This is a genomic window from Stecheria intestinalis (assembly GCF_009696165.1).
Classification (GTDB): Bacteria; Bacillota_I; Bacilli_A; order Erysipelotrichales; family Erysipelotrichaceae; genus Bulleidia; species Bulleidia intestinalis.
Window position 1 is genome coordinate 1 of record NZ_VUMN01000021.1, and the last position, 22,670, is coordinate 22,670.

The 22,670-nt window shown below is 48.8% G+C and carries 21 protein-coding genes, 1 tRNA gene and 1 riboswitch; of the genes, 12 read left to right on the forward strand and 10 right to left on the reverse strand.

Features of this window, described 5'->3' with window-relative positions:
* Positions 1–176: 176 nt before the first annotated feature.
* Positions 177–683 carry a hypothetical protein gene (locus FYJ51_RS08810; RefSeq protein ID WP_154505044.1) on the forward strand — a complete coding sequence of 169 codons (507 nt, stop codon included), beginning with the start codon at positions 177–179 and terminating at the stop codon, positions 681–683.
* Between the two features lie 239 nt (positions 684–922).
* Here the strand turns inward: FYJ51_RS08810 and FYJ51_RS08815 are convergent.
* The 3 genes from FYJ51_RS08815 to FYJ51_RS08825 all read right to left on the reverse strand — a co-directional run bounded on the left by FYJ51_RS08815 (position 923) and on the right by FYJ51_RS08825 (position 3,101).
* A tRNA-Leu gene (locus FYJ51_RS08815) sits at positions 923–1,002 on the reverse strand.
* Positions 1,003–1,038: 36 nt separating this feature from the next.
* A complete protein-coding gene (locus FYJ51_RS08820) occupies positions 1,039–1,794 on the reverse strand; it encodes an esterase family protein (protein ID WP_105302724.1) in 756 nt (251 codons plus the stop codon).
* Positions 1,791–3,101: an ATP-grasp domain-containing protein gene (locus FYJ51_RS08825; protein WP_105302725.1), complete on the reverse strand. Its 1,311-nt coding sequence runs from the start codon at positions 3,099–3,101 to the stop codon at positions 1,791–1,793. Before FYJ51_RS08825 ends, FYJ51_RS08820 begins: the two co-directional genes overlap by 4 nt.
* Positions 3,102–3,171: 70 nt before the next feature.
* Positions 3,172–3,271, forward strand: a riboswitch (purine riboswitch).
* Between the two features lie 78 nt (positions 3,272–3,349).
* Here FYJ51_RS08825 and FYJ51_RS08830 point away from each other — a divergent pair.
* A complete protein-coding gene (locus tag FYJ51_RS08830; RefSeq protein WP_154505046.1) occupies positions 3,350–4,714 on the forward strand; it encodes an NCS2 family permease in 1,365 nt (454 codons plus the stop codon).
* 79 nt (positions 4,715–4,793) lie between these two features.
* Here FYJ51_RS08830 and rpoE read toward each other — a convergent pair whose 3' ends face one another.
* Positions 4,794–5,150: a DNA-directed RNA polymerase subunit delta gene (rpoE, locus tag FYJ51_RS08835; RefSeq protein ID WP_167836428.1), complete on the reverse strand. Its 357-nt coding sequence runs from the start codon at positions 5,148–5,150 to the stop codon at positions 4,794–4,796.
* A gap of 319 nt (positions 5,151–5,469) precedes the next feature.
* Between rpoE and FYJ51_RS08840 the strand changes: the two genes are divergently transcribed.
* The 8 genes from FYJ51_RS08840 (at position 5,470) to ccsA (ending at position 13,459) form a co-directional block, all read left to right on the forward strand.
* Complete coding sequence (locus FYJ51_RS08840; protein ID WP_154505048.1) at positions 5,470–6,693, forward strand: FAD-dependent oxidoreductase; 1,224 nt, start codon at positions 5,470–5,472, stop codon at positions 6,691–6,693.
* Positions 6,694–6,695: 2 nt separating this feature from the next.
* Positions 6,696–7,142 (forward strand): GatB/YqeY domain-containing protein, encoded by a 447-nt coding sequence (locus FYJ51_RS08845; protein WP_105302729.1) that lies wholly within the window; start codon positions 6,696–6,698, stop codon positions 7,140–7,142.
* Positions 7,143–7,363: 221 nt separating this feature from the next.
* Positions 7,364–7,744: a hypothetical protein gene (locus tag FYJ51_RS08850; protein ID WP_154505050.1), complete on the forward strand. Its 381-nt coding sequence runs from the start codon at positions 7,364–7,366 to the stop codon at positions 7,742–7,744.
* A 441-nt stretch (positions 7,745–8,185) separates the two neighbouring features.
* A complete protein-coding gene (locus FYJ51_RS08855) occupies positions 8,186–9,475 on the forward strand; it encodes an ammonia-forming cytochrome c nitrite reductase subunit c552 (RefSeq protein ID WP_154505052.1) in 1,290 nt (429 codons plus the stop codon).
* Between the two features lie 565 nt (positions 9,476–10,040).
* Positions 10,041–10,907: a group II intron reverse transcriptase/maturase gene (ltrA, locus tag FYJ51_RS08860; RefSeq protein ID WP_235897265.1), complete on the forward strand. Its 867-nt coding sequence runs from the start codon at positions 10,041–10,043 to the stop codon at positions 10,905–10,907.
* A 62-nt stretch (positions 10,908–10,969) separates the two neighbouring features.
* Complete coding sequence (locus FYJ51_RS13740; RefSeq protein WP_235897267.1) at positions 10,970–11,317, forward strand: group II intron maturase-specific domain-containing protein; 348 nt, start codon at positions 10,970–10,972, stop codon at positions 11,315–11,317.
* A gap of 106 nt (positions 11,318–11,423) precedes the next feature.
* Positions 11,424–12,674, forward strand: coding sequence for a cytochrome c biogenesis protein ResB (locus FYJ51_RS08865; protein ID WP_154505054.1), 1,251 nt, complete (start codon positions 11,424–11,426; stop codon positions 12,672–12,674).
* Positions 12,674–13,459 (forward strand): cytochrome c biogenesis protein CcsA, encoded by a 786-nt coding sequence (ccsA, locus tag FYJ51_RS08870; RefSeq protein WP_154505056.1) that lies wholly within the window; start codon positions 12,674–12,676, stop codon positions 13,457–13,459. The genes FYJ51_RS08865 and ccsA overlap by 1 nt, the downstream gene beginning before the upstream one ends.
* A 103-nt stretch (positions 13,460–13,562) precedes the next feature.
* On the opposite strand, the gene hydE is transcribed toward ccsA, so the two are convergent.
* The gene (gene hydE / locus FYJ51_RS08875) at positions 13,563–14,621 is read right to left on the reverse strand and encodes a [FeFe] hydrogenase H-cluster radical SAM maturase HydE (protein ID WP_154505058.1); all 1,059 of its coding nucleotides are present in this window, start codon (positions 14,619–14,621) and stop codon (positions 13,563–13,565) included.
* 166 nt (positions 14,622–14,787) lie between these two features.
* On the opposite strand from hydE, the gene FYJ51_RS08880 reads away from it, so the two are divergent.
* Positions 14,788–15,825 (forward strand): 3-deoxy-7-phosphoheptulonate synthase, encoded by a 1,038-nt coding sequence (locus FYJ51_RS08880; RefSeq protein WP_154505060.1) that lies wholly within the window; start codon positions 14,788–14,790, stop codon positions 15,823–15,825.
* An 85-nt stretch (positions 15,826–15,910) separates the two neighbouring features.
* On the opposite strand, the gene FYJ51_RS08885 is transcribed toward FYJ51_RS08880, so the two are convergent.
* Both FYJ51_RS08885 and FYJ51_RS08890 read right to left on the reverse strand, forming a co-directional pair.
* Positions 15,911–16,258 (reverse strand): branched-chain amino acid transporter permease, encoded by a 348-nt coding sequence (locus FYJ51_RS08885; RefSeq protein WP_205946267.1) that lies wholly within the window; start codon positions 16,256–16,258, stop codon positions 15,911–15,913.
* Positions 16,255–17,028, reverse strand: coding sequence for an AzlC family ABC transporter permease (locus FYJ51_RS08890; RefSeq protein ID WP_154505062.1), 774 nt, complete (start codon positions 17,026–17,028; stop codon positions 16,255–16,257). The genes FYJ51_RS08885 and FYJ51_RS08890 overlap by 4 nt, the downstream gene beginning before the upstream one ends.
* A gap of 166 nt (positions 17,029–17,194) precedes the next feature.
* On the opposite strand from FYJ51_RS08890, the gene FYJ51_RS08895 reads away from it, so the two are divergent.
* Positions 17,195–18,322, forward strand: a complete 1,128-nt coding sequence (locus FYJ51_RS08895) for an IS110 family RNA-guided transposase (RefSeq protein ID WP_154505064.1) — start codon at positions 17,195–17,197, stop codon at positions 18,320–18,322.
* Positions 18,323–18,775: 453 nt separating this feature from the next.
* Here the strand turns inward: FYJ51_RS08895 and pflB are convergent, their stop codons facing one another.
* From pflB to FYJ51_RS08910, 3 genes are all read right to left on the reverse strand, one after another.
* Entirely contained in the window at positions 18,776–21,040 is a 2,265-nt protein-coding gene (gene pflB, locus FYJ51_RS08900) for a formate C-acetyltransferase (protein WP_154505066.1), read from the reverse strand.
* Positions 21,037–21,816 carry a pyruvate formate-lyase-activating protein gene (gene pflA, locus FYJ51_RS08905; protein WP_154505068.1) on the reverse strand — a complete coding sequence of 260 codons (780 nt, stop codon included), beginning with the start codon at positions 21,814–21,816 and terminating at the stop codon, positions 21,037–21,039. The genes pflB and pflA overlap by 4 nt, the downstream gene beginning before the upstream one ends.
* 99 nt (positions 21,817–21,915) lie before the next feature.
* Positions 21,916–22,632 carry a Crp/Fnr family transcriptional regulator gene (locus FYJ51_RS08910; protein WP_154505070.1) on the reverse strand — a complete coding sequence of 239 codons (717 nt, stop codon included), beginning with the start codon at positions 22,630–22,632 and terminating at the stop codon, positions 21,916–21,918.
* Positions 22,633–22,670 lie beyond the last annotated feature (38 nt).

The following is a 22,670-nucleotide window of genomic DNA, read 5'->3' on the forward strand; positions in this document are numbered from 1 at the left end:
TTTACCTTGGTACATGTAACAGTGATGTAATTTGTTGGTGCTTCGAACCGCCGGACGCCGAACGGCTTCTCCGGTGGTGTGAGAGGAAAAAAGATGAGAGCTCACGCTCTCATCCTCCTACTCGATTGAAGGCTGATGTAATTTAGGAACAAGCACTTTATAATAATTCAGGTTATATGAAGAAAGAAGAACTGATTCCTTATCTGCAGAGCTTTGTGACCCTTGTCACGGAAGATGGTTCCCGCCATTCGGGTTATATTTCCAACCCTGAAGAAGTGAAGAACGCATCCGATGACTCTTTTTCCGTTGCCTTGCTCAATGGCTTCTTCTCCCAGAATATCCGGGCTTCTGAGATTGCTGCGGTGGAGATTCCTTCCCGGCAGGAAACGGTATCAATTCCGGTCGTGGACCTGAAGAAGGGATATGAAACGGAAGCACTTCTGAAACCAGAAGATTTCCGGAATTACCATGGCCCGATTGACCAGGAACTGACAGATCTGTATCTGGAATACATTGAACGTTTCCATAAGCGCCCGGATGAGCGAGCTGATCTTGATTTCGATCTGATGAATCTGGATGAGTTCAAGGACTGCATCAGAAAATGCCTGAAGCAGAACGAGCCGGTCAATGTCGTGATGAACTCGTTCATGCAGGCATTCTACCGGGCATTCCATAAAGAATGACGATATCTTCTATTGCTGGATCGCTTATGCACAGCTGGATAAGCTGTGCTTTTCTATGTCGGGCGCATGACATTTTGCGCTTTTTACTTGATTCACTTGAGATAATTTCGATGAGAATGAAAGAAAAAGGCTTAAATAAGCCATATTCTTATTTGCTCGTCATTTGATCCTTATTTGATTCTGCATCAGAATAGCTGGCAGTCAGAAAAACGGAGAGACCGAAATCTCTCCGTTTTCAGTGCGCCTAACAGGACTTGAACCTGCACGGTTTCCCAAAGGATCCTAAATCCTTCGCGTCTGCCAGTTCCGCCATAGGCGCGTGCCTATAGTTTAACACAACCAGCAGACAGATTGTTCAGCATACGAAGTTCAGATAATACGGAAGCTGCTTGCGCCACCATGGCCAGTCATGGGCAACATCCGGTCCCCAGAAATCAACCCATGCAGGAATATTCTTATACTCGAACAGTTCCTTCATGCGGGCACTGTCTTCCTGCATCGGATGTTCCCAGGCTCCTCTGCCGCAGCAGAGGATGATATCGCGGTGACGGTACATCTCCACATAAGGGTGGTCATATGGCATCCCGTTGATATAATCCACTGGGGAATTCGCATAGACCAGATCATCGAAGTAATCCGGGAAGAACAGCCTTGCATTGTAAGCACCCGATAAAGCGATGCACCCGGAGAAGAGATCCGGTCTTCTGAGCAGAAAGTTCAGCGCATGCGTGCCGCCCATCGAGCATCCGGTAGTGAGAATGCCTGATGGCTGTCTGCCGTTATTTGCAGCAGTGCTGATCTCGCGGATGCGCGGAACAAGTTCTTCGGTGATATACCGCACATAGGCTTCCTGAGACTCAATGCGGGCCCGGTTGTCCCAGCTCTTGCTGGACCAGCTGTTCTGATCATTGGAGTCGCAGCAGAACATCTGGATTCTTCCGGCATCGATATACGGAGCGGCTGCTTCAATCATTCCCTGATTCTCATAATCGAAGAATCTGCCATCCTGGCTCGGAAATACCAGGACGGGCTTCCCGGCATGGCCGTATACCTTGTACTCCATATCTCTTCCGAGGTTATTGCTGTATTCCTTGAAATATTCTGTCTTCATTCCGTCTTTCCGCTTTTCCCTGCAGCCTTTTTCCGTTTCGTGCTGGCCTTTTCTGCTTCCTGTTCGCTGACTTTCTCAGCCAGCTCATTTGCCGCTTCGTCCGGAGAGACTACATTGCCTTTGCGGAGAAATACGTACTTGGCAAATTCATTGACTTCTTCCATCGTGCGGAAACGCGCAATATAGGCATCATCACCCATTGCAGATCCGAGGATCCCCGGCATGCGTTCATGCATGCAGATAGCCTGCCCGTACTGGCGGTAGACCGCAGCACTGTCATGCTCATAGGCAACCGAATCTCTCAGACCGCAATATACGCAGTAATACGGCCGATCGGTCTTGTAGAGACCTTCATTGAACATTGCCATGTTGGCATAGATCCGGTAGACATTGATGTCATTGGCAAAGTCCATCATGTCCGGCGTATATCCTCCCGGCGGCCTCATGTTAACTTCCAGGCCGACGAGACTGCCTTTCTTTCCGAGTCCCGGCTTGTCTTCCGTGAGCCGGAAATATTCGGTATGAAAGAATCTTCCTCTGATTCCGAAGGCATGGATGACAGCAGTTCCCATCTGATCCAGATCTTCCGGAATGTCTCTCACACTATAGTAGAAACATTCTCCCTTTGTATTCACAATATCCATGATGGCAACCGGGAATACGTGGCTGGTCTTGAAGATGATCTGATTGTTCTGATCGGCGATGCCGTCAAAACTCACGATATAGCCAGGAACATATTCTTCCATGATGTACTGGCAGTGCAGATTCTGATGATAGAAGTCTTCCAGCTCCTGATCATTTGAAATCTTCCAGGTCGCATTGGCACCGACGCCGTCGTCCGGCTTCACGATGACCGGATAGCCGACCTGCTGCACGAACTTCTGGCCTTCCTGGATCGTCGTGACCAGATGCCAGCGGGCCGTAGGAACGCCAGCCTTCTCATAGAATGCCTTCATATTGGACTTGGTCTTGAACCGCATCACGGAATCGGATTTGTCACCAGTCGTGATATTGAAGTCTGTCCGGAGTCTAGCGTCCTGCTCCAGCCAGAATTCGTTGTTGGACTCCAGCCAGTCGATCTTGCCGTGTTTATGTGCAAACCATGCCACTGCCCGGTACATCTGGTCATAATCCTTCATTGAACTGACCTGGTAATATTCATCCATCGATTCCTTCAGTTCTTCTGAAAGAGAGTCATAGGGGTCTTCTCCGATGCATAAGGAAGTGCCGCCTATCTGTTTCCAGGCCTTCGGAAACTGATAGTAGGTTCTCGGAAAATTCGGAGAAATAAATACGAAGTTTTTCATATCGGCCTCCTGTACGGCAAATTTTAGCACAAATATGAACACCCGACCGATTTTCTGTCAGACATGCTATAATACCCGGGTATCCACATATCGTATATGCTTTCGGATTGGCGGAAGTGTCTCTACCCTGCAGCCATAACTGCGGGACTACGATTGATATAGAGACTATTCTGCACTCTTCAGGGGATAGGAAGAATGCAGACCGTTTTTCCTCGTTTCTGATATGTGGGCAGAAAGGGGATTTTTTCATGTTTGAAAAGGTATTTAAGCTTAGCGAGAACCACACCAATGTGAAGACTGAACTGACCGCCGGTATCACGACCTTCATGACGATGGTCTACATCCTGGCTGTCAACCCAAGCATTCTGAGTGCTTCCGGAATGGATGCCGGATCCGTGCTCACCGCAACGGCAGTCGCATCAGCAATTGCCTGCTTCGCCATGGCGGCATTTTBCAACAAGCCATTCGCGCTTTCCGCCGGGCTTGGCTTGAATGCTTACTTTGCCTACACGGTCTGCGGGGCAATGGGCTATTCCTGGCAGGTAGCCCTGACGGCAGTTCTCGTGGAAGGCATCATCTTCATCCTGATGTCTCTGGCAGACGTCCGCGAGAAGATTTTCGATGCCATCCCATTCTCTCTGAAGACTGCTGTATCCGTCGGCATCGGCTTATTCATCTGCTTCATCGGTCTGCAGAATGCCGGCATCATCGTGGATTCCTCCACGCTCGTCAGCTTGTTCTCCTTCAAGACTTCTATTGAAACCGGAACCTTCACCACTGCCGGCATCACCGTCATCCTGGCTATGATCGGCGTCGTGATTACAGCATTGCTGCTGATCAAGGGCAAGAAAGGCTATATGCTGTATGGCATTCTGATTACCTGGGTACTTGGAATCCTGTGCGAACTTACCGGTCTCTATCATCCGGATGGAGTTTCCTACTTCTCTGTCATCCCGACTGCGATTTTCTCTGCTCCGGCTTCCATGTCCAGCACGTTCATGAAGTTTGACTTCGGCTTCATCGGCAGCCATTTCCTGGACTTCCTCGCTGTTGTGATTGCGTTCCTGTTTGTTGATGTCTTCGATACTATCGGAACCGTCATCGGCTGTGCTTCCAAGGCAGACATGCTCGACAAGGATGGCAAGCTCCCGGAAATCAAGGGCGTCCTGCTCGCTGATGCCGTCGGTACCGTTGCTGGTGCATGCTGCGGAACTTCCACGATCACAACCTTTGTGGAATCTTCTTCCGGTATCACCGAAGGCGGCAGAACCGGTCTGACCAGCTGCACGGTCGGCGTTCTGTTCCTTGCGTCGCTCTTCCTGACTCCGCTCTTCCTCACCATTCCGAGCTTTGCAACAGCACCGGCACTCATCGTCGTCGGCTTCCTGATGGTTCAGCAGGTCACGAAGATCAACTGGTCTGATTTGACGGATGCCATTCCGTGCTTCATCTGCATGACCATGATGGCATTCTCCTATTCCATCTCTGATGGCATCGCATTCGGAATCATCAGCTGCGCAGTCATTCATCTCCTGACTGGCAAGGGCAAGGATCTGTCACCGCTGATGTATGTGCTGGCAGTGCTCTTCGTTCTGAAGTATCTGCTGATCTGACAGAACCGATACAGAATATTGCATGCAGGCAGGTGGAAACACCTGCCTTTCGCTTATAAAAAAGACTGCATAGCGCAGTCTAGTATTCAATCCGCTCCCCTGGAACATCGAGCTCATTTTCTTTTTCGTCTTCGTCAGAATCCTCGAGGCTCATATCATCATCGTCATCATCATTGTCATCTTCGAAATCGAGATTATGCTGGGTGTCTTCGAACTTCACCCGATTCTTGAGGTCCCAGACGTTGCCTGGAAGGGAAACAAAACGGCTGTCATCATTCAGTTCTCCGTAAAGCTTGCGCTTCTTGACCTTCTTCATGGATTCAGGAATTCCCGCAGCTTCCGCGGCAGCTTCGAACAGATCATTGAAGGCGGCAGACTTTCCGGCGGCAGACAGAATATCGAACGCATAGTCCGTCAGGGTTTTCTTCGTGCTCATGTATCTGTACAGTATCCTCCTTAGTTCACAGCGACGTAAAATATAGCGCCGAACATGTATGGAGTCAAGCATTAATTTCCGCGCATTTATGCACAATATTCCGTGATTGTTAACGTCTGGATGGAATGGGAAATCGGAACTGTCTTTTCCATGTGCACGAACATGGATTCTGCTGAGATGAGTTTCAGTATTCGCTGCGGTACACCTTCAGACAGGAATGCATCACATTCTGTTCAGAACTGGTATATTTCTGCCAGGCAGGTCCTTCTGAAGAAGAGCACATGTATTATAATGTTCCCTGCAGAAGGGAGAACGTATCATGAAGAATCAGGAAGCGATGAGATGTCTGCTCTGCCCGAAACCAAGATGTTCGGATGCTTGTCCCGTCCATACCCCGGTTCCTGAGTGCATGAGATATTATCGGGAAGACAAACTGGAAGAAGCAGGCAGAGTGCTGTTTCAGAATAACCCGATGACTGCAGTTACTTCTCAAGTGTGTGACTGGAAGAAGTTCTGCTATGGTCATTGTGTGCTCAATGCAAGAAATGTCCCTGTCCGCTGGTATGAAATCGAGCAGGAAATCAGCGAAGCATATCTGCTGAACCATCATGAAAAAAAGCCTGAGCAGAATGGGAAGAATGCTGCCGTGATCGGGGCTGGTCCTGCCGGAATGACGGCTGCGATTCTGCTTGCTCAGAAAGGATATGCGATTGACCTGTATGATGATAATGACCGCCCAGGAGGGGTATTGCGCTATGGCATTCCGCCATTCCGGCTTGATCGGAAGTATTCGGATGCCTATGAGCGCATTCTGAAGGAACTTGGAGTCGTGTTCCATCCGAACGTGAAGATCGGCTCGGAAATGACGGTCAGCAGTCTTGCTGAGAATCATGATGCAGTGCTCGTGGCAAGCGGTGCCGTGAAGCCGAGAGCCCTGATAATTCCGGGAGAGGATCTTCCGCATGTGATGCATGCAATCGGCTGGCTCAAGGATCCGAAGCCGGAAGATCTAGGAGAGCACATCATTGTCATCGGCGGCGGCAATGTCGCCATGGATGCATGCCGGACTGCAAAGCGTTTCGGAAAAGACACCTGGGTCTATTACCGCAAGACGTTTGCCAACATGCCTGCGAATCCTCTTGAAGTAGAAGAGGCAAAGAACGAAGGGGTTCAGTTTTCAGTATTTGAAGCACCGGTTGAAGTGAGAGATCATTCTGTCATTTTCCGCAAGTGCGAGAATGTCACCGATGAGAACGGCAAAGTCGTGACGAAGATCCTGCCGGATACCGATCATGAGGTTCCGTGTGATACGCTGCTGGTCGCCGCAGGTGAAACGATCGATCTTTCCGTATTCGGAGACACGCTGCCGGAACTGAATGAATGGCATTACCTGAAGACTGACGACGACGGAAAGACCAGCCTGGATAAGGTATGGACTGCCGGTGATCTGAGACTTGGTGCTAAAACAGTAGTAGAAGCAGCTGCCACAGCTAAGAAGAGTGCTATGGCAATTGATTCTGCTTTAATGGGAAAGAAGGAATAAAAATGGGAGAGTTACTTACACAGCTTCGCAAAGAGAACATGATGGCAATGAAGAATCATGACACTCTGAAAAAAGGCGTTCTGAGTCTTCTGATCAGCAGTATTGCCCTGGCAGAAAAAGAGGGCGGCAAGACTCTGACAAAGGAAGAAGAGCTTGCCTATGTGCAGAAGGAACTGAAGCAGACCAGAGAGACTCTGGCAGAGACTCCTGCAGATCGTACGGATGTTCTGGAAGAGACCAACAAGAAGATTGCTCTTCTGGAAAGCTATCTTCCAAAGCAGATGAGTGAAGATGAGATCAAGGCAGCAATCGAATCGATTCTGCAGGAGAAGGGTCTTGATCCGATCAAGAAGAATCAGGGGCCGGTCATGAAGGAAATGATGGCAAAGTACAAAGGCCAGACTGACGGAAAGACCGTGAACAAGGTTCTCGGAACCATTCTGAAGTGAACAGAGGAAGGAGCGAAAGCTCCTTTCATTATGCCCGAAATGAACGCACAAAGATGCAGAATGAAGAAATCTTCTGATTCAGATGGACAGTCTCTATTAATATAAGGATTATTCTTGTTTTCGTATTAGTTAAATGCGTGTTATGCAATGACCTTGAAGGCCAGGGCTGTTTCATGAAGGATAACTAGGAAGCAGTTGATCATGTGAGCGAAGGCGGCACTGTGAGAATCAGTTCAGCTAATAAGCTCTCTGCAGTTGTCAGGAAGAAGACCAGCTTCAAGGTAAATGTGTCTTCCGAGAATGCTGACTTTGATATTTCAGCAGGTGATGGATTCACGCTGAATATCGACAAGTCTGACGCTGCTAATCCTCTGTATGTATTTACAGAAGCTTCTAAGGCAACTTCCAAGCCGGACAAAGCTTCCGGAGAAGCGAAGACGGTTCAGACAAATATCGCAGGAAAGACTTCTTCGACACATGTCGTTCCTGCTAAACAGGTTCCGAATACAGCAGATTCATTCAGCCCGTTCGGCACAATGATGAAACTGATGGGTTCTCTGATTGTTGCTGTCGGAGCGGGAATGATACTGAAGAAGCATTGATTTTAAACACCGGTAATGATCTGATCTGAAGCTTACGCTCGGATCAGATCAGCCGGTTTTTCATTTGTTAGTAAAAGATCTGAATCTGAGAAAGTATATAAACGCATTAAACCTGATCTGAATTCTGTGCTGGTATTCAAACTTGCTGGCAAGTTTTTCCTGAGGTAATTGTTTCTGCATTGCTGGTTTACAGATGTGCAGCAATCTGCATTTTCTAAAAAGGCGGTATACGAGAAAACGCGGAGAACAGCCGCTGAAGCATTCAGAATTGAAGGAATCTGATCCGGATTGTTTCACTGGGAAATAGATGCCGGCAAGAGAAGGACGGCTGGACCATCCTGCTGCTCTGCTGTGAAAAAATGGTCATTTTCCAATTGACGCAGTACCGCGGATGTCAATAAAATAACAATAGGTAATTGTCTCAGACAAAAGGAGATTATTATGGACAGCAAATGGAAAGGTGAACTGCCAGCAGCCGGATTATTCGTCGTTGCCATATGTCTTGGTCTGATCGGGAGAAATAATAAACCAGAAACAGTCACGGCGGGCGTACAGCGGGAAGAACCTGCAAAAACAGAAGTTGTTCTTGGCGCCAAGATCGCCGAAACTGGTACGGGCATCACGGTAACGAAGGCAGATGACTGGTCTTCTGAATTTACCAACGAATATGAGACTTTCATGCAGAATAATGAGAATGATGAGGTGGTTGACTATCTTGAACAGTCGCCTTACCTCAAGACATTGTATGAAGGCTATGGCTTTGCGATCTCTTATGGCAGTGCCAGAGGTCATACTTACGATATTGATGATCTCTATGCCACAGGTAGACCGCATAAGCTTGCAAACTGCTTTACCTGCAAGACATCAGATTTCACTGCTAAGGTGCTGAACGAAGGCGACAGTGCTTATGCTATGGCTTTTGATGACTTCAAGAGTGAAGTACAGGATCCCTTCGGATGTTTCCACTGCCATGAGAATACACCGGGTGAGATGTATGTGACCCATGGTTATCTGGCAGATGCGCTCGGGGATGACCTGAATACGGTGCCGGCTGCGGATCTCTCCTGTGCTCAGTGTCATACGGAGTATTATTTCGATCCGGAAACCAAGGCGACAACGCTTGGCTATCATGGTCTGGATACGATGAATCCGGAAGACATTCTGGCTTATGAGAATTCAGTGAAAGATACAGAAGGCAATCAGTTTGCTGACTGGGTGGATGAATCCACAGGCACGCGCAAGCTGAAGGCTCAGCATCCAGAGTTTGAGACTTACTATGGAGAAGGAAGCATTCATAAATCCTTCGATCTGACTTGTGCGGATTGCCATATGGCCAAGGAAACGGCGGCAGATGGCACAGCCTATACAAGTCATTACTGGATCTCACCGTTACAGAGCGATACGATCATGAACAGCACATGTGCTCAGTGCCATTCGGACCTTGATGCTCTGAAGGCAAAGGTCAAGGAAATTCAGGATGAAACAACGACACGGGAAACCGAGATCGGCCAGAAGCTGGTTCAGCTCGATGAGAAGCTGACAGATGCTGTTAACAATGGAACCATGTCGGATGAAGATCTTGATACTGTTCGTTCACTCTATCGTGATGCACAGTTCTACTGGGACTTTGTCTTTGTTGAAAACAGTGAAGGTGTCCATAACAGCGCTTTGACCAAAGAAACGCTGGATAAGGCAGAAGAACTGGTTGACCAGGCACTTGCCAAGTTCTGAATCTGAAACGCATCAGAAAATACCATCCGCACAGGTGGGTGGTATTTTTTCGTGTGCCGGGCATGGCACGTATCTTGGTGGTGAAAGTCCACTGTGGGGGCGATGTCTGCCAACGCCAACCACTAGCCGAACGCCAAGGGTGTCCATCGTGAGGTGGAATCTGAAAGAAGGCATAGGCAAACCTCCGGTCTGAGGAACACGAATCGCATGAGGCAGTCCGAAGTAGGGCGAGTGTGCGAAACAACATAAACCCAATAGCTTGGCGGGAAGAAACTGAAGGATGTAAATGCGGCAGATGTATGGAGGAAAGGATGCGGGTCTTACCCCGGGAGGTCTCATGAACGCATACGTGAGGCGGAGAACGCCGCGCAGCGAAAGCGTAGTAACAACGAATCATGAGAAGTCAGCAGAAGCCATAGTAGGTGGAAACGCCGAAGGGCTGAACAAAACGAGACTTACAAGTTTTCATTGTCGTAGTCGGAAATCTCATAACATCCCGTGTTGAGCTAAAAAGGCTCTTAAGGATGGAAATCCGATGCGCGAAAGGAAGGAGGAAAGTCACAACATGGCAACGAAGCTCATGGAGGAAATCCTAAGTGAAGAAAATCTTGATGCGGCCCGAAAAGCGGTCAAGAGAAACAGAGGATCCTGCGGAGTTGACGGAATGAAGGCGGAGGAACTGGACGAATTCATTCAGGAGTCCGGGAAGGAAATCTGTGACAAAATAAGAAACAGAAAGTACAAACCACTCCCGGTCCGAAGAGTCCAGATACCGAAACCGGACGGAAGTAAACGGGACCTTGGAATTCCAAGTGTGAAAGATCGCTGGATTCAACAGGCGGTCTATCAGGTGCTGAGCCCGATCTTCGAGAAAGAATTCTCGGAGACAAGTTACGGGTTCAGACCGGGAAGACGGTGTGAAAACGCAATCATCAAAGCGCTTGAGTACATGAACGATGGCTATGACTGGATCGTTGATATGGACCTTTCCAAGTTTTTCGATAACGTCAACCAGGACATACTGATGATTTTGGTACATCATGTAATCCACGATCCGGACACAGAATCGCTCATACGGAAAATACTGCAGAGTGGAGTAATGGTGGAGGGAGTCTTTCAGGCAACCGACAGGGGAACTCCGCAGGGAGGCAACCTTAGCCCACTGCTCGCAAACATCTACTTGAACCAGTTCGATAAGGAACTGGAAAGACGCGGACTGCGATACACGAGGTATGCGGACGATGTCATTATCTGCGTGCATAGTGAAGTGGCCGCTAACCGGGTGATGAAATCGGTTGTCAACTGGCTTGAGAAACACCTGAAGGTGCAGGTGAACGCAACAAAAACAAAGGTATGCCGGCCGAATGAGATGAAATATCTCGGCTATAGTTTCTTTACAACAAGAATGGCTGGAAACCGAAACCACACCTGAAGTCGATCGAAAAGCTGAAGCAGAAACTAAAAGCAGCAACAAGCAGAAGCGAGCCAATGTCGATGGAGGAGAGAATTAGAAAGATCAATCCGATCATACGTGGATGGGTCAATTACTTCCGGATAGCTGACATGAAGAACTGGATGGAGACTGTCGACGGATGGCTGCGGATGCGAATAAGAATCTGCATATGGAAACAATGGAAGACGCCACAGAGAAGACGCTGGGGTCTAAGGAAGCTGGGAGTGCCGGAAGAGAGGGCCTATATGTGGTCGAACAGCCGCAAGGGATACGCGCGCGTCGCGTCAAGCCCAATCATGGCACGCACAGTTACGAAGCCCATACTAGCCAAAAAGGGTCTGCTATCGCTAGCAGACCAGTATGCGTCAGTGCATATCGCATGTTGTTAAGTTTTGAACCGCCGTATGCCGAACGGCACGTACGGTGGTGTGAGAGGTCGGAATTCTCATCATCTGGATGGGATTCCTCCTACTCGATTAAAAAAAGAGAGAGACTATGAAGAAAGTTCTCAGTTTTTTCAGATCCATGAAGTTCGGTCTGATCCTTTTAGGTCTGATCGCATTGATCTCCATTGCCGGAAGCGTCATCCCCCAGGGTGAAGAAGCAATGTATTATGTGCGCAATTATTCCTGGTATGGGATTCTGCTGAAACTGCAGCTGAACCATGTGTTTACAAGCTGGTATTTTGTTGTGCTAGTCGTACTCCTCTGTATCAATCTTGCCATGTGTTCAGTGCTCAGGTGGCGCCGCATTGATCCGGAGAAAGAAATCAGTGCTGTGTCCTTGGGCAAAGCTGATGTGACTGCACCTCAGGAAGAACTGGCACTGATTGAAGATACCTTGGAAAAGCATCATTGCCATAAGACCGAAATAGCTGGTGTCAAGGTCTATGAGAAGAACCGGATCGGCCGGTATGGTACGTTCATTACGCATCTTGGTATTCTTCTGACGGTGATCTTCTTTGCCATGGCAATGTATACGCCGACGGTTATCGATCAGACCTGCATGCCGAAAGATTCAATTACCATGGATGATGGTACACAGATTTATGTAGATTCATTCCATATCGAAGATCAAACTGGCGATCTGGATTATCGCAGCACAATCGAGGTTACTCTTCCCGATGGCACATCAAGCAGTCTCAGGGAGACTTCTGTCAACCATCCTGTGGCACTGGGGGATTATAAGGTATACCAGCAGACTTATGGAACGATCGGCTCGGTAACCGTCACAGACGATGATGGGAATGAAGATCACATCTATCTGGAAGACAACGTATTTCTTTCCAAGGATGGACATACGGGTATCTACTTCAATGCCCTGTATCCGGACTTTGAGCAGGATGGGGATGACTTCTCTCTGACTACGTCGGTTACCGGATCATATCCGAATCCGGTCTATACCTTCAATCTTGTGGAATACAACGACGAAGAAAGCAATGAGAATGATGATCTGAAGATGACCCCGATGCTTGCCTTCCCGGGGGATGATATCGAAGCCGGCGGTCTTCATTTCCATTTTGAAGATCCGACGGAATATCCGGGACTTCGCATCAAGAAGAGCAGCCGGATCATATCGCTGCTGCTCATACTGTCGTTCCTGATCATGACGATCGGATTCGTGCTGACTTTCCTTTTCCAGCCGGTACTGGTTGGCATCTATGAGGATGGCTATCACATTTACGGAAATAAACCGGAAGATGTCAGGATGATGATACGCATGGCGTTAAAGAACAGGAGAAAATAATGGACTACTTATTTTTTGCCGGGCTGATCACTTATTTCATCAGTCTCGTCCTGCAGTTCATTGCAGGTGTCTGGAAGAAAGAAAAGCTTAAGAAGATCGCCTGGTATCTGTTTATGGCAGGGGCAGTGCTGGCAACGGTATACCTGGTCATCCGCGGGATCCGGGCAGGTCGGCTGCCGATGTCCAATCAGTTTGAATTTGCCGCAACGTTCTCGTGGGGCATTGCGCTGATCCTCATTATCATGCATTACACCATCCATGCAGACTGGATCACGACGCCTGGTATCTTCATGACCTGGGCGATCCTGCTATATGCGGCCATGCAGCCGAGAGAGATTACGGAATTGATGCCGGCTTTGAGATCCATCTGGTTCGGCATTCATATCGGCTCTGCAGCATTTGCTTACGCATCATTTATGCTTGCAGGTGCATCCGGAATCCGTTATCTTCTCATTCATAAAAAGAGTCCTGATGACGAAAGACTGGAGGAAATTGATTACTTCGCCTATCGTCTGATCGCTATCGGACTATTGCTGCTGACTGTAACGATCCTGATCGGGGCAGTATGGGCCGAAGAAGCCTGGTCGGCATTCTGGACCTGGGATCCGAAAGAAGTCTGGGCACTGATCACGTGGATTCTCTATTCCATCTATCTGCATCTGCGCCTATCAAAAAAGAAGAAGGGCGTATTCATGGCTTGGTACGCCATCATTGCGATACCGGTTGTTCTGTTTACCTTCATCGGAGTAAATACCCTGATGCCAGGTCTGCATTCCTACAGCTGATGCCTTCGGCATAAACTTACGATTAACGGAAAAAGAAATGAGCGGCAGAAGCGTGATGTCATCATTATCGCACTCTGCCGCTCTTCGCGTTTCTTTGCTGTGATTACTTCTTCCAGAGCCTCGGCGCATCGCCGCGGCATATTTCCACCTCATAGCCAAGGCCATGGATTCTGCCGGACATGCAGCCTGCGCACTTCAGCGCATCATCGCTGAGGCAGATCTTGTTGTCATAGAGAAGATATTTCTTCCGGTTTTCTACCGGAGAAAGGTTTGGCATCACGACATTGGCGCCGGCCATAACTCCTTTTTCACGGCCTCGCGGATCGACAGTGCCTAGAGCAGTCGTTGCCGGCAGCAGCACTTCCGGGAACATCAGTCTCAGAACACCGAGCATGAATAAGGTGAGTTCTGTGCTGCCTGCTGGTTCATCCCGGAATGGCGTGTCTTTATGAGGAATGAACGGACCGATTCCGATCATATCAGGCTGCAGTTCCTTCATGAAGAAGAGATCATTCAGGAGATCATCAGTTGTCTGACCAGGTGCACCGATCATCATGCCGGCACCAACCTGATAGCCGATTTCCTTCAGATCCAAGAGGCATCTCATACGATTCAGAAGGGTCTGTGCTTCCGGATGAAGCTTCCGGTACAGAGAGAACGAAGCAGTCTCATGCCTCAGCAGATACCGGTCAGCACCGGCATCGTAATATCTCTGATACGATTCTCTGCTCTTTTCCCCGATCGATAAGGTGATGGCGCTGTCCGGGAACTTCTCTTTCAGAGTCTGAATGAGATCGCAGAGAATGTCATCGGTATACCAGAGATCCTCGCCGCTCTGCAGCACAAAAGTACGGAATCCCACTTCATGCCCGAGCGAAGCACAGGCAATGATTTCTTCCGGGCTCATGCGGTAGCGTTCTGCATTTTCATTGGAATGGCGGATGCCGCAGTATCTGCAGTCGCAGCGGCAGTAATTGCTGAATTCGATGATGCCGCGCAGATATACTTTATCTCCGAATACGGCTTGTGCTCTTGAGCGGGCAAGAGAAGAGAGAAGCTCGTAGCTTTCTTCTGTTCTGCCTTCAATCAGCTCCCGGAATTCTTCCCTGGTGAGCATGCCTTCTGCATTCAGTTTTTCAATTAATTCTTTCTGACGATCCATGGAAATCACTTGCTTTCTATGATGATTATCTGTCTGTGGTGATCCGCTGTTTATTATCCTATGATAGTCATCCGAAAACAAGAAATGTGAAATGAGAGATAAGTGCTTCTAGTCACAGGAATGGGAAGAACTGCTATAATGTTGCGCGTATCAGGAGAAATGCAAAATGGAAAAACACATGCAGTATATCCAGGAACTTCCGACCCCAGAAGAACTGAAGAAGCAGTTCCCGCTCAGTGATGAGATTCATCGGATCAAGGAAGAACGGGATCGGCAGGTTGAAGATATTTTCACTGGAAAAGACCACAGGCTGCTGCTGATCATCGGGCCATGTTCCGCAGACCGCGAAGATGCAGTGCTGGACTATATGACCAGACTTGCTGCAGTTCAGGAAAAAGTGAAAGACAAGATCTTCATGATTCCGCGTGTCTATACGAATAAGCCACGGACTAAGGGCATCGGATATAAAGGCATGCTGCATCAGCCGGATCCGCATAAGAAAGAAGACATGCTGGCAGGTATCATCGCCATCCGTGAACTTCATACAAGAGTCGTGAAAGAAACGGGATTCACGACTGCAGAAGAAATGCTTTACCCCGAAAATCACCGGTATCTTTCAGATCTGCTCAGCTATGTTGCAGTAGGAGCTCGCTCTGTCGAAGACCAGCAGCATCGTATGACTGCCTCCGGCATCGGCATTCCGGCCGGGATGAAGAATCCGACGGGCGGCGATATTTCCGTCATGATGAATGCCATCACGGCAGCCCAGTCTCCGCAGAGTTTTGTCTACCGCGGCTGGGCAGTACGCACCACGGGAAATCCGATGGCTCATGCAATCCTGCGCGGTTATGTGGATCGCTTCGGCAGAAATCTTCCGAACTATCATTATGAAGACATCATGAATCTGATCGAGGAGTATCATAAACGGGATCTGCAGAATCCGGCGCTGATCGTAGACTGCAACCACTCCAATTCCAACAAGAACTATATGGAGCAGATCCGGATTGCCAAGGATGTGCTTCATAGCTGCAAAGTTTCTGAAGACATTCATCACATCGTCAAAGGACTGATGATTGAAAGCTATCTCGTAGATGGCTGTCAGAAGCCGGAAGACAGCGAATACGGCAAATCCATCACCGACCCATGCCTTGGCTGGGAGAAGAGCGAGAAGCTCATCTACGAGCTTGCAGAACTCGCTGACTGAACAGAATGAGACCGCGGAATGCGGCCTTTTCTTTTCGGAAGAAAGAAAACCGCAGGCATCAGGAATGTCTGCGGTCTGGATCGAATCAGAATACCACCTGGACCAGAACCATATAGACGGCAGTTCCGGCTGCCATTGCCACCATCATGCTGCGGCTCCTGCAGAAAATGCCGGAAGTAACCAGGAGGCCAGAAAGTTCCGGGATGCCATGGGTTCCGCCATCAGAAAACGAAGTGAACAGATCCGTATTCCGGAAACAGTACACGACCAGCAGACCAAATACAGCTGGACCGAGAACTTTGCCGAGATACACGATGAAGGAAGGAATCTGCTTTCCTTCCGGGAAGGCAATATAGGAGATGAATCTTGTGAAGATGGTTCCGGCAATGACGATCACAACGGTGATCACTGCCTGGGCTGATGTCATGATCATGCCTGATCGCCTCCTGTCTGTGCTTTGTTCAGATCATCGGTGAATGGCTCTACCTGCTTTCTCGTACATGCAAGAATGACAAGGATCAGAATCATCGAAGGAATGATGAACTTCTCAGATCCGAAGATCAACAGACACAATAATGACGCCAGCACGCCAGTGATTTCTCCGGCATGAGCGAGAAGAATCTGTTTCCATGGAATCTTCTTCCTGTATTTCTGAATGAGGAGATCACGGTCTCTTAGCCACTGGCTCAGGAAGATGCAGATGAACATTGCGGTCATCACGAAGTCGAGACCTTCGGTGCTGACCGTGATATAGCTGCCGAAGAAAGCACCCAGGGCAGATCCTGCAACCCAGTACATCTGATCCAGGAATGAGACCCAGAAGTAATGCTTTGTCTTATCCATTCTTTCCGGAATCTTCGCATCGCAATTCAGGGCAAAGGTTTCATCGCTGGTCGTGTAGATCAGATAGAACTTCGCTTTTCCGGTTCCGCGGTATTTTGACAGCATCGCAAGTCCGTAGAAGATATGTCTGGCGCCGACCATCAGTGTGGTCGCAAGCACGGAGAATGGATTGAATGGCGCTAAGAGAATGCTGACAAGCAGGAATTCCATTGATCCGGTATAGACGACAAGAGCAGTGAGCACCGGTACCCAGGCGGGCAGGCCGCTGGTTACGGCAAGGATTCCGTAAGTGATGCCGAGAAAGATATACCCTGCAAGCACAGGGATCGTTTTCGGAAATGCTTCTTTCAGTTCGCGCATAGGTTTCTTTTCCTATATCTGCAGAAGATCCGCATTGCGATCATTTTAGACAATATGTAAAAGCCCTCCATTAACTTGTGTGTTCGAGGATCATCCCGCATACTTGTTATTGGCTTAATTAAAAAGATGGGGGAAGTTGCCTCATCCAAGAAAGGAAGGCCTTTACATGATAGCATACGTTGGAATTGATGCACACACTACAAACTACACTCTCTCAACTTATCTTGAAGGATCAGCAGCACCTGTGAACACCAACGCCTATTCTCCTTCTGTTTCCAACATCGTAAACTACTGCAAGGGGATCAGGAAAAAGATTGGAAATGATACAGAGATCATTGTCGGATATGAAGCGGGCTGCCTCGGGTTTAAACTGAAGCGTGATCTTGAGGAGAAGGGTCTTACCGTAAAGATCCTTGCCCCTGCTTCGATTACCGGAACAGAAATCAACAGACGGCGCAGGAAGAAAACAGACAAGCGGGATGCTGAAGCGATTGCCAGATCGCTGAAGAATCATGAATACAGCGAAGTCTATACCCCCGATGAAGAAGATGAATCAGTACGTGATTTCATCCGTATGCAGCAGGATCACAAGAAGCAGCTCAAAGTGATCAAACAGCAGATCTGTGCCTTTACTACCAGACACGGATATAAATTTACGGATGGTAAGAATTACTGGACAAAGAAGCACATGAAATGGCTCAAGGAGCTTTCTCTGGAGGGAGTTAACAAGGAAACGCTGGATTCTTACCTGCTGTCATATGAAACAGTTTCTGATCGCATTGAGCAGATGAACAAGCGCATTGAAGAAATCGCTGAATCGGATAAATACCGGGAAGCAGTTCATAAGCTGATCTGCTTTAAGTCAGTGAAAGTGCTGACTGCACTGGCTGTGATTGTAGAAATCGGAGATTTCACCAGATTCGTTAAAGCAAAGAACTTTGCAGCGTTTCTGGGTCTGGTTGCAGGAGAACTCAGCAGCAGCGGGGATCAGAACCAAACGGGAATAACCAAGCAGGGAAACACCTTTTTGAGAAAACTACTTGTCGAATGTGCACAATCTTTCTCAAGGGCATCATCTGGCAAAAGTGAAGCACTGAAGAAGCGGCAGGAAGGCAACGCTCCTGAAGTCATTGCATATGCGGACAGAGCGAATGAACGCCTCCGGAAGAGATACATGCGTCTTGTGCTTCACAATCGAAAGAACCATAACAAAGCAACGGTAGCCATAGCACGTGAGCTGGCATGCTTTATATGGGGAATGATGACAGGCAATATTCATACTGTTCTTGCTTAAAATGATTCTATCGATTGTCAGGCAGTCAAGACTTGCGTTGAGCACTTCAGATCAGGAAATCATTGAATGACCTAAAAACAAAGAGGAAGATCAGAATTAGCTTGAAGGCATCAGGAAGGAGCAGCTCGGATTTGAACTGGACGGTTCAGCTATCTGCGACCCGTTTATGATGGCACTGTTCCTTGGTGATCCACGATTATAGAAAGCAGAGCTGGCGGCGAAACCATTGGCCTGTGGGGTGGGAGAGCATTTGTCCCTGATACACGTATAACAGAATGGCTAAATACCGCGAACTGTTGAAAATCCGAGACTCTTTCCTCATGCCTTCAACAGCAAAGGGAAAATGATACAAATCAGAAACTAACACTTGACATTGGCTTTTACATAACAGCCCTGCAATATGGGGATGTCTATGGAAAAGAAAAGGCGCAGCGAACTGCGCCAGTAAGGTACTCACAGATTCTGATGAGCGTTTCTTGCGATGACATCGAGCTGCTGCTCTCTCGTCAGATCGATGAACTTGACGGCATAGCCGGATACCCGGATCGTGAAGTTTGCATATTCCGGTTTCTCCGGATGTTCCATGGCATCCTTGAGTTTCTCAATGCCGAAGACATTGACATTGAGATGATGGGCTCCCTGATTGAAGTAGCCATCCAGGACATTCACGAGATTTGCCGTGCGCTGATCTTCATCATTGCCTAATGCAGAAGGGCTGATCGTCTGCGTATTGGAGATGCCATCAAGGGCATATTCATACGGAAGCTTCGCGACACTGTTGAGGGAAGCGAGCAGTCCGTTCTTCTCTGCTCCGTATGCAGGGTTTGCACCTGGAGAGAAAGGTTCATATGCCGCTCTTCCATCCGGCAGCGCACCGGTAGCCTTGCCATAGACGACATTGCTGGTGATCGTGAGAATGGAAGTTGTTGCTTCGCTGTTGCGGTAGGTGTGGTGTTTCCGGATCTTCGTGATGAAGGTCTTCAGCAGCCAGACTGCAATCTCATCGGCTCGTTCATCATCGTTGCCATAGCGCGGGAAGTCTCCTTCAACTTTGTAGTCCACGGCCAGACCTGATTCATCACGGATGACTCTGACTTTTGCATACTTGATGGCGGAAAGGGAATCGACGACATGAGAGAATCCGGCAATACCGGTTGCGAAGGTGCGGCGTACATCCGTATCAATCAGTGCCATCTCTGCTGCTTCGTAATAGTACTTGTCATGCATGTACTGGATCAGGTTCAGAATGTTGACATAGAGCCCTGCCAGCCAGTCCATCATCAGATCATACTTATGCATCACTTCGTCATAATCGAGGTATTCAGAAGTAATCGGGGCATATTCCGGTBCGACCTGCATATGATTTCCATTCTTGTCCAGGAATTTCTCGTCCTTGCCGCCATTGATCGCATATAAGAGGCACTTGGCAAGATTTGCCCGGGCTCCGAAGAACTGCATCTCCTTGCCGGTTTCGGTGGCGCTGACGCAGCAGCAGATGCTGTAATCATCACCCCAGATCGGCCGCATGACATCATCATTCTCATACTGGATCGAAGACGTGCGGATCGAGATCTTTGCCGCATATTTCCGGAAAGAAGCCGGCAGACGGGAACTGTAGAGAACGGTCAGGTTCGGTTCCGGAGCAGGACCCATGTTTTCCAGGGTATGCAGGAAACGGAAGTCATTCTTCGTGACCATGGACCGGCCATCCATGCCAAGTCCTGCAACTTCCAGGGTTGCCCATACCGGATCGCCGGAGAACAGCGCGTTGTAGCTTGGAATACGGGCAAACTTGACCATGCGGAACTTCAGAACAAGATGGTCGATGAGTTCCTGTGCTTCTTCTTCCGTGAGCGCTCCTTCGTCCAGATCTCTCTGAATATAGATATCAAGGAAGGTGGAAATTCTGCCGACCGACATGGCAGCGCCATTCTGCGTCTTGATAGCAGCCAGATATCCGAAGTACAGCCACTGTATTGCTTCCTTGGCATTTTCAGCTGGCTTGGAAATATCGAAGCCGTAGATCTCTGCCATCTTCTTCATGTCTTTCAGAGCTCTGATCTGATCGGCCAGTTCTTCTCTCTGACGGATGATGTCATCAGTCATCGTACCATCGCCGCAGTTGGCAAAATCGTTCTGCTTCTCGCGGATCAGAAAATCGATGCCATACAGGGCAACGCGGCGGTAGTCGCCGACAATTCTGCCTCGGCCATAGGTATCTGGAAGACCGGTGATGATGTGACTGTGACGCGCTGCCTTCATCTCAGGGGTATAGGCATCGAAGACACCCTGGTTATGGGTCTTGTGGTATTCAGTGAAGATCTTGTGGAACTTCTCATTCACATGATAGCCATAAGTCTCAGCTGCTTCTTCTGCCATCTTGATGCCGCCATATGGCATGAAGGCACGCTTGAGCGGTTTATCAGTCTGCAGTCCTACGACCTGTTCCAGGTCTTTCATGGACTCATCGATATAGCCTGGTCCGTAGGCAGTCAGACCGGAGACAACTTCCGTCTCGCAGTCGAGGACGCCGTTTTTTGCGCGTTCTTCTTTCTGCAGTTCCTGTACTTTAGCCCAGAGCTTGTCTGTGCGTTCAGTCGGTCCTTTGAGGAAGGATTCATCTCCGTCATATGGCTTGTAATTGTTCTGAATGAAGTCGCGGACATTGACGTCATTCTTCCAGTGTGTTCCCTGAAATGATCTCCATGCATTGCTCATAAGGTATGCCTTCTTTCTGTATAGTTCTGATCGGGATTCATGATGGTCTGCCGGCCATTCAGAATCCTCTCTGCGTTTTCAATGCGTTCTCTGGTTGGAGGATTTACTCCATTCAGCGAGTAAGGAATTCCGAGGGCTTCATATTTATGAATGCCCAGGGTGTGATAGGGCAGCACATCAATCCGCTCTACGTTGTGAAGAGAAGAAAGGAATGCCCTGGTCTGATACAGCCATGTATCATCATCTGTGATGCCTGGCACTAATACATGCCGGATCCAGACTGGTTTCTGAATCTCATCGAGATACTTCAGCATGTCCAGGATGTTCTCATTCGATCTTCCGGTTAACAGACGATGCTGGAGAGGATCGATGTGCTTGATATCCACCAGCAATAGATCGGTGTATTCCATGAGCTCCTCAAACTTGCTGAAGAATGGTTCCGTTCTGGCAAAAGGCTGACCGGCAGTATCGATGCACGTTGAGATGTTTCTCTGCTTTGCCTTGCGGAAGAGATCAATCAGGAAATCAATCTGGAGCAATGGCTCGCCGCCGCTCACGGTGATGCCGCCTTCTTTTCCCCAGTAAGGACGGTATCGTTCTGCCTGATCGAGCAGTTCATCGGCAGTGCGCAGATCCTTGCTGTCGGGACTCCAGGTATCCGGATTATGACAGTACCGGCACCGGAGGCTGCAGCCCTTCAGAAAGATCAGAAACCTCACGCCTGGCCCATCTGCAGAACCGAAGCTTTCCACGGAATGTATTCTTCCCTGAATCATGTCATTCCTCCGAAAGAAACCCGCTGCGGTTTCTTCTCACAAGAGAGAGAATACGCGCAGCGGGTGCTGTGTTCCTTGATTGAAATCAAATTTGAAGCATTATTCTCCGGATGAACTCTGAAACAGAAGCTGAAGCGTAGGCCGGTCGATGACCTGGATCTTTCCCTGGCCGATTCGTCTGATCAGACCTTTCTTTTCCAGTTTCGTAATGTTTCTCGATACCGTTTCCGGCCGCAGGCTGATCGAAGCGGCGATATCGTCCAGGCGCATGCTGATATAGGGGCCGATGCAGCGCGTATCACGGTCTAGCAGGAAGCCTGCCAGCCGGACTTCCGGATCCCGGATGGAAAGGAGCAGAATCTTTTCCTTTGCTTCGGCAAGTTCTGTGCTCAGCATCTGAATGAGACTCATTGCCGTCTCCGGCTGCTGTTTCAGCAGTTCCAGGAATTCTTCCCGTCTGATCTCGCAGATCGAGACATCAGTCAGACATACAACGGAATAGTGATAGACCGGGTCTTTCAGAAACATGTCATGCCAGATTGCCTGACCATCATGAAGAATGTCCAGCACGTGTTCTTCGCCATTCGCTTCCAGACGGCATGTCTTCAGCCTGCCTTTGCGGATGATGAGGATGGAGTCGATCTGCTGCCCTTCCTGGAGCAGAATAGTGCCTTTAGGATGGGCGCTAGGAATGGAATGTGCAATCAGCTGTTCCTGGGCTTCGACGGGCAAAGAGCGGAACAGACGGATTTTTGACGTGCAGAGCGTATCATCTTTGCGGTAGGGGCAGGAACCGGCGGAACAATGATCTTTCATGATTCCATCCTAGCAGAGTTTCTGGCTATGAGGTAGAT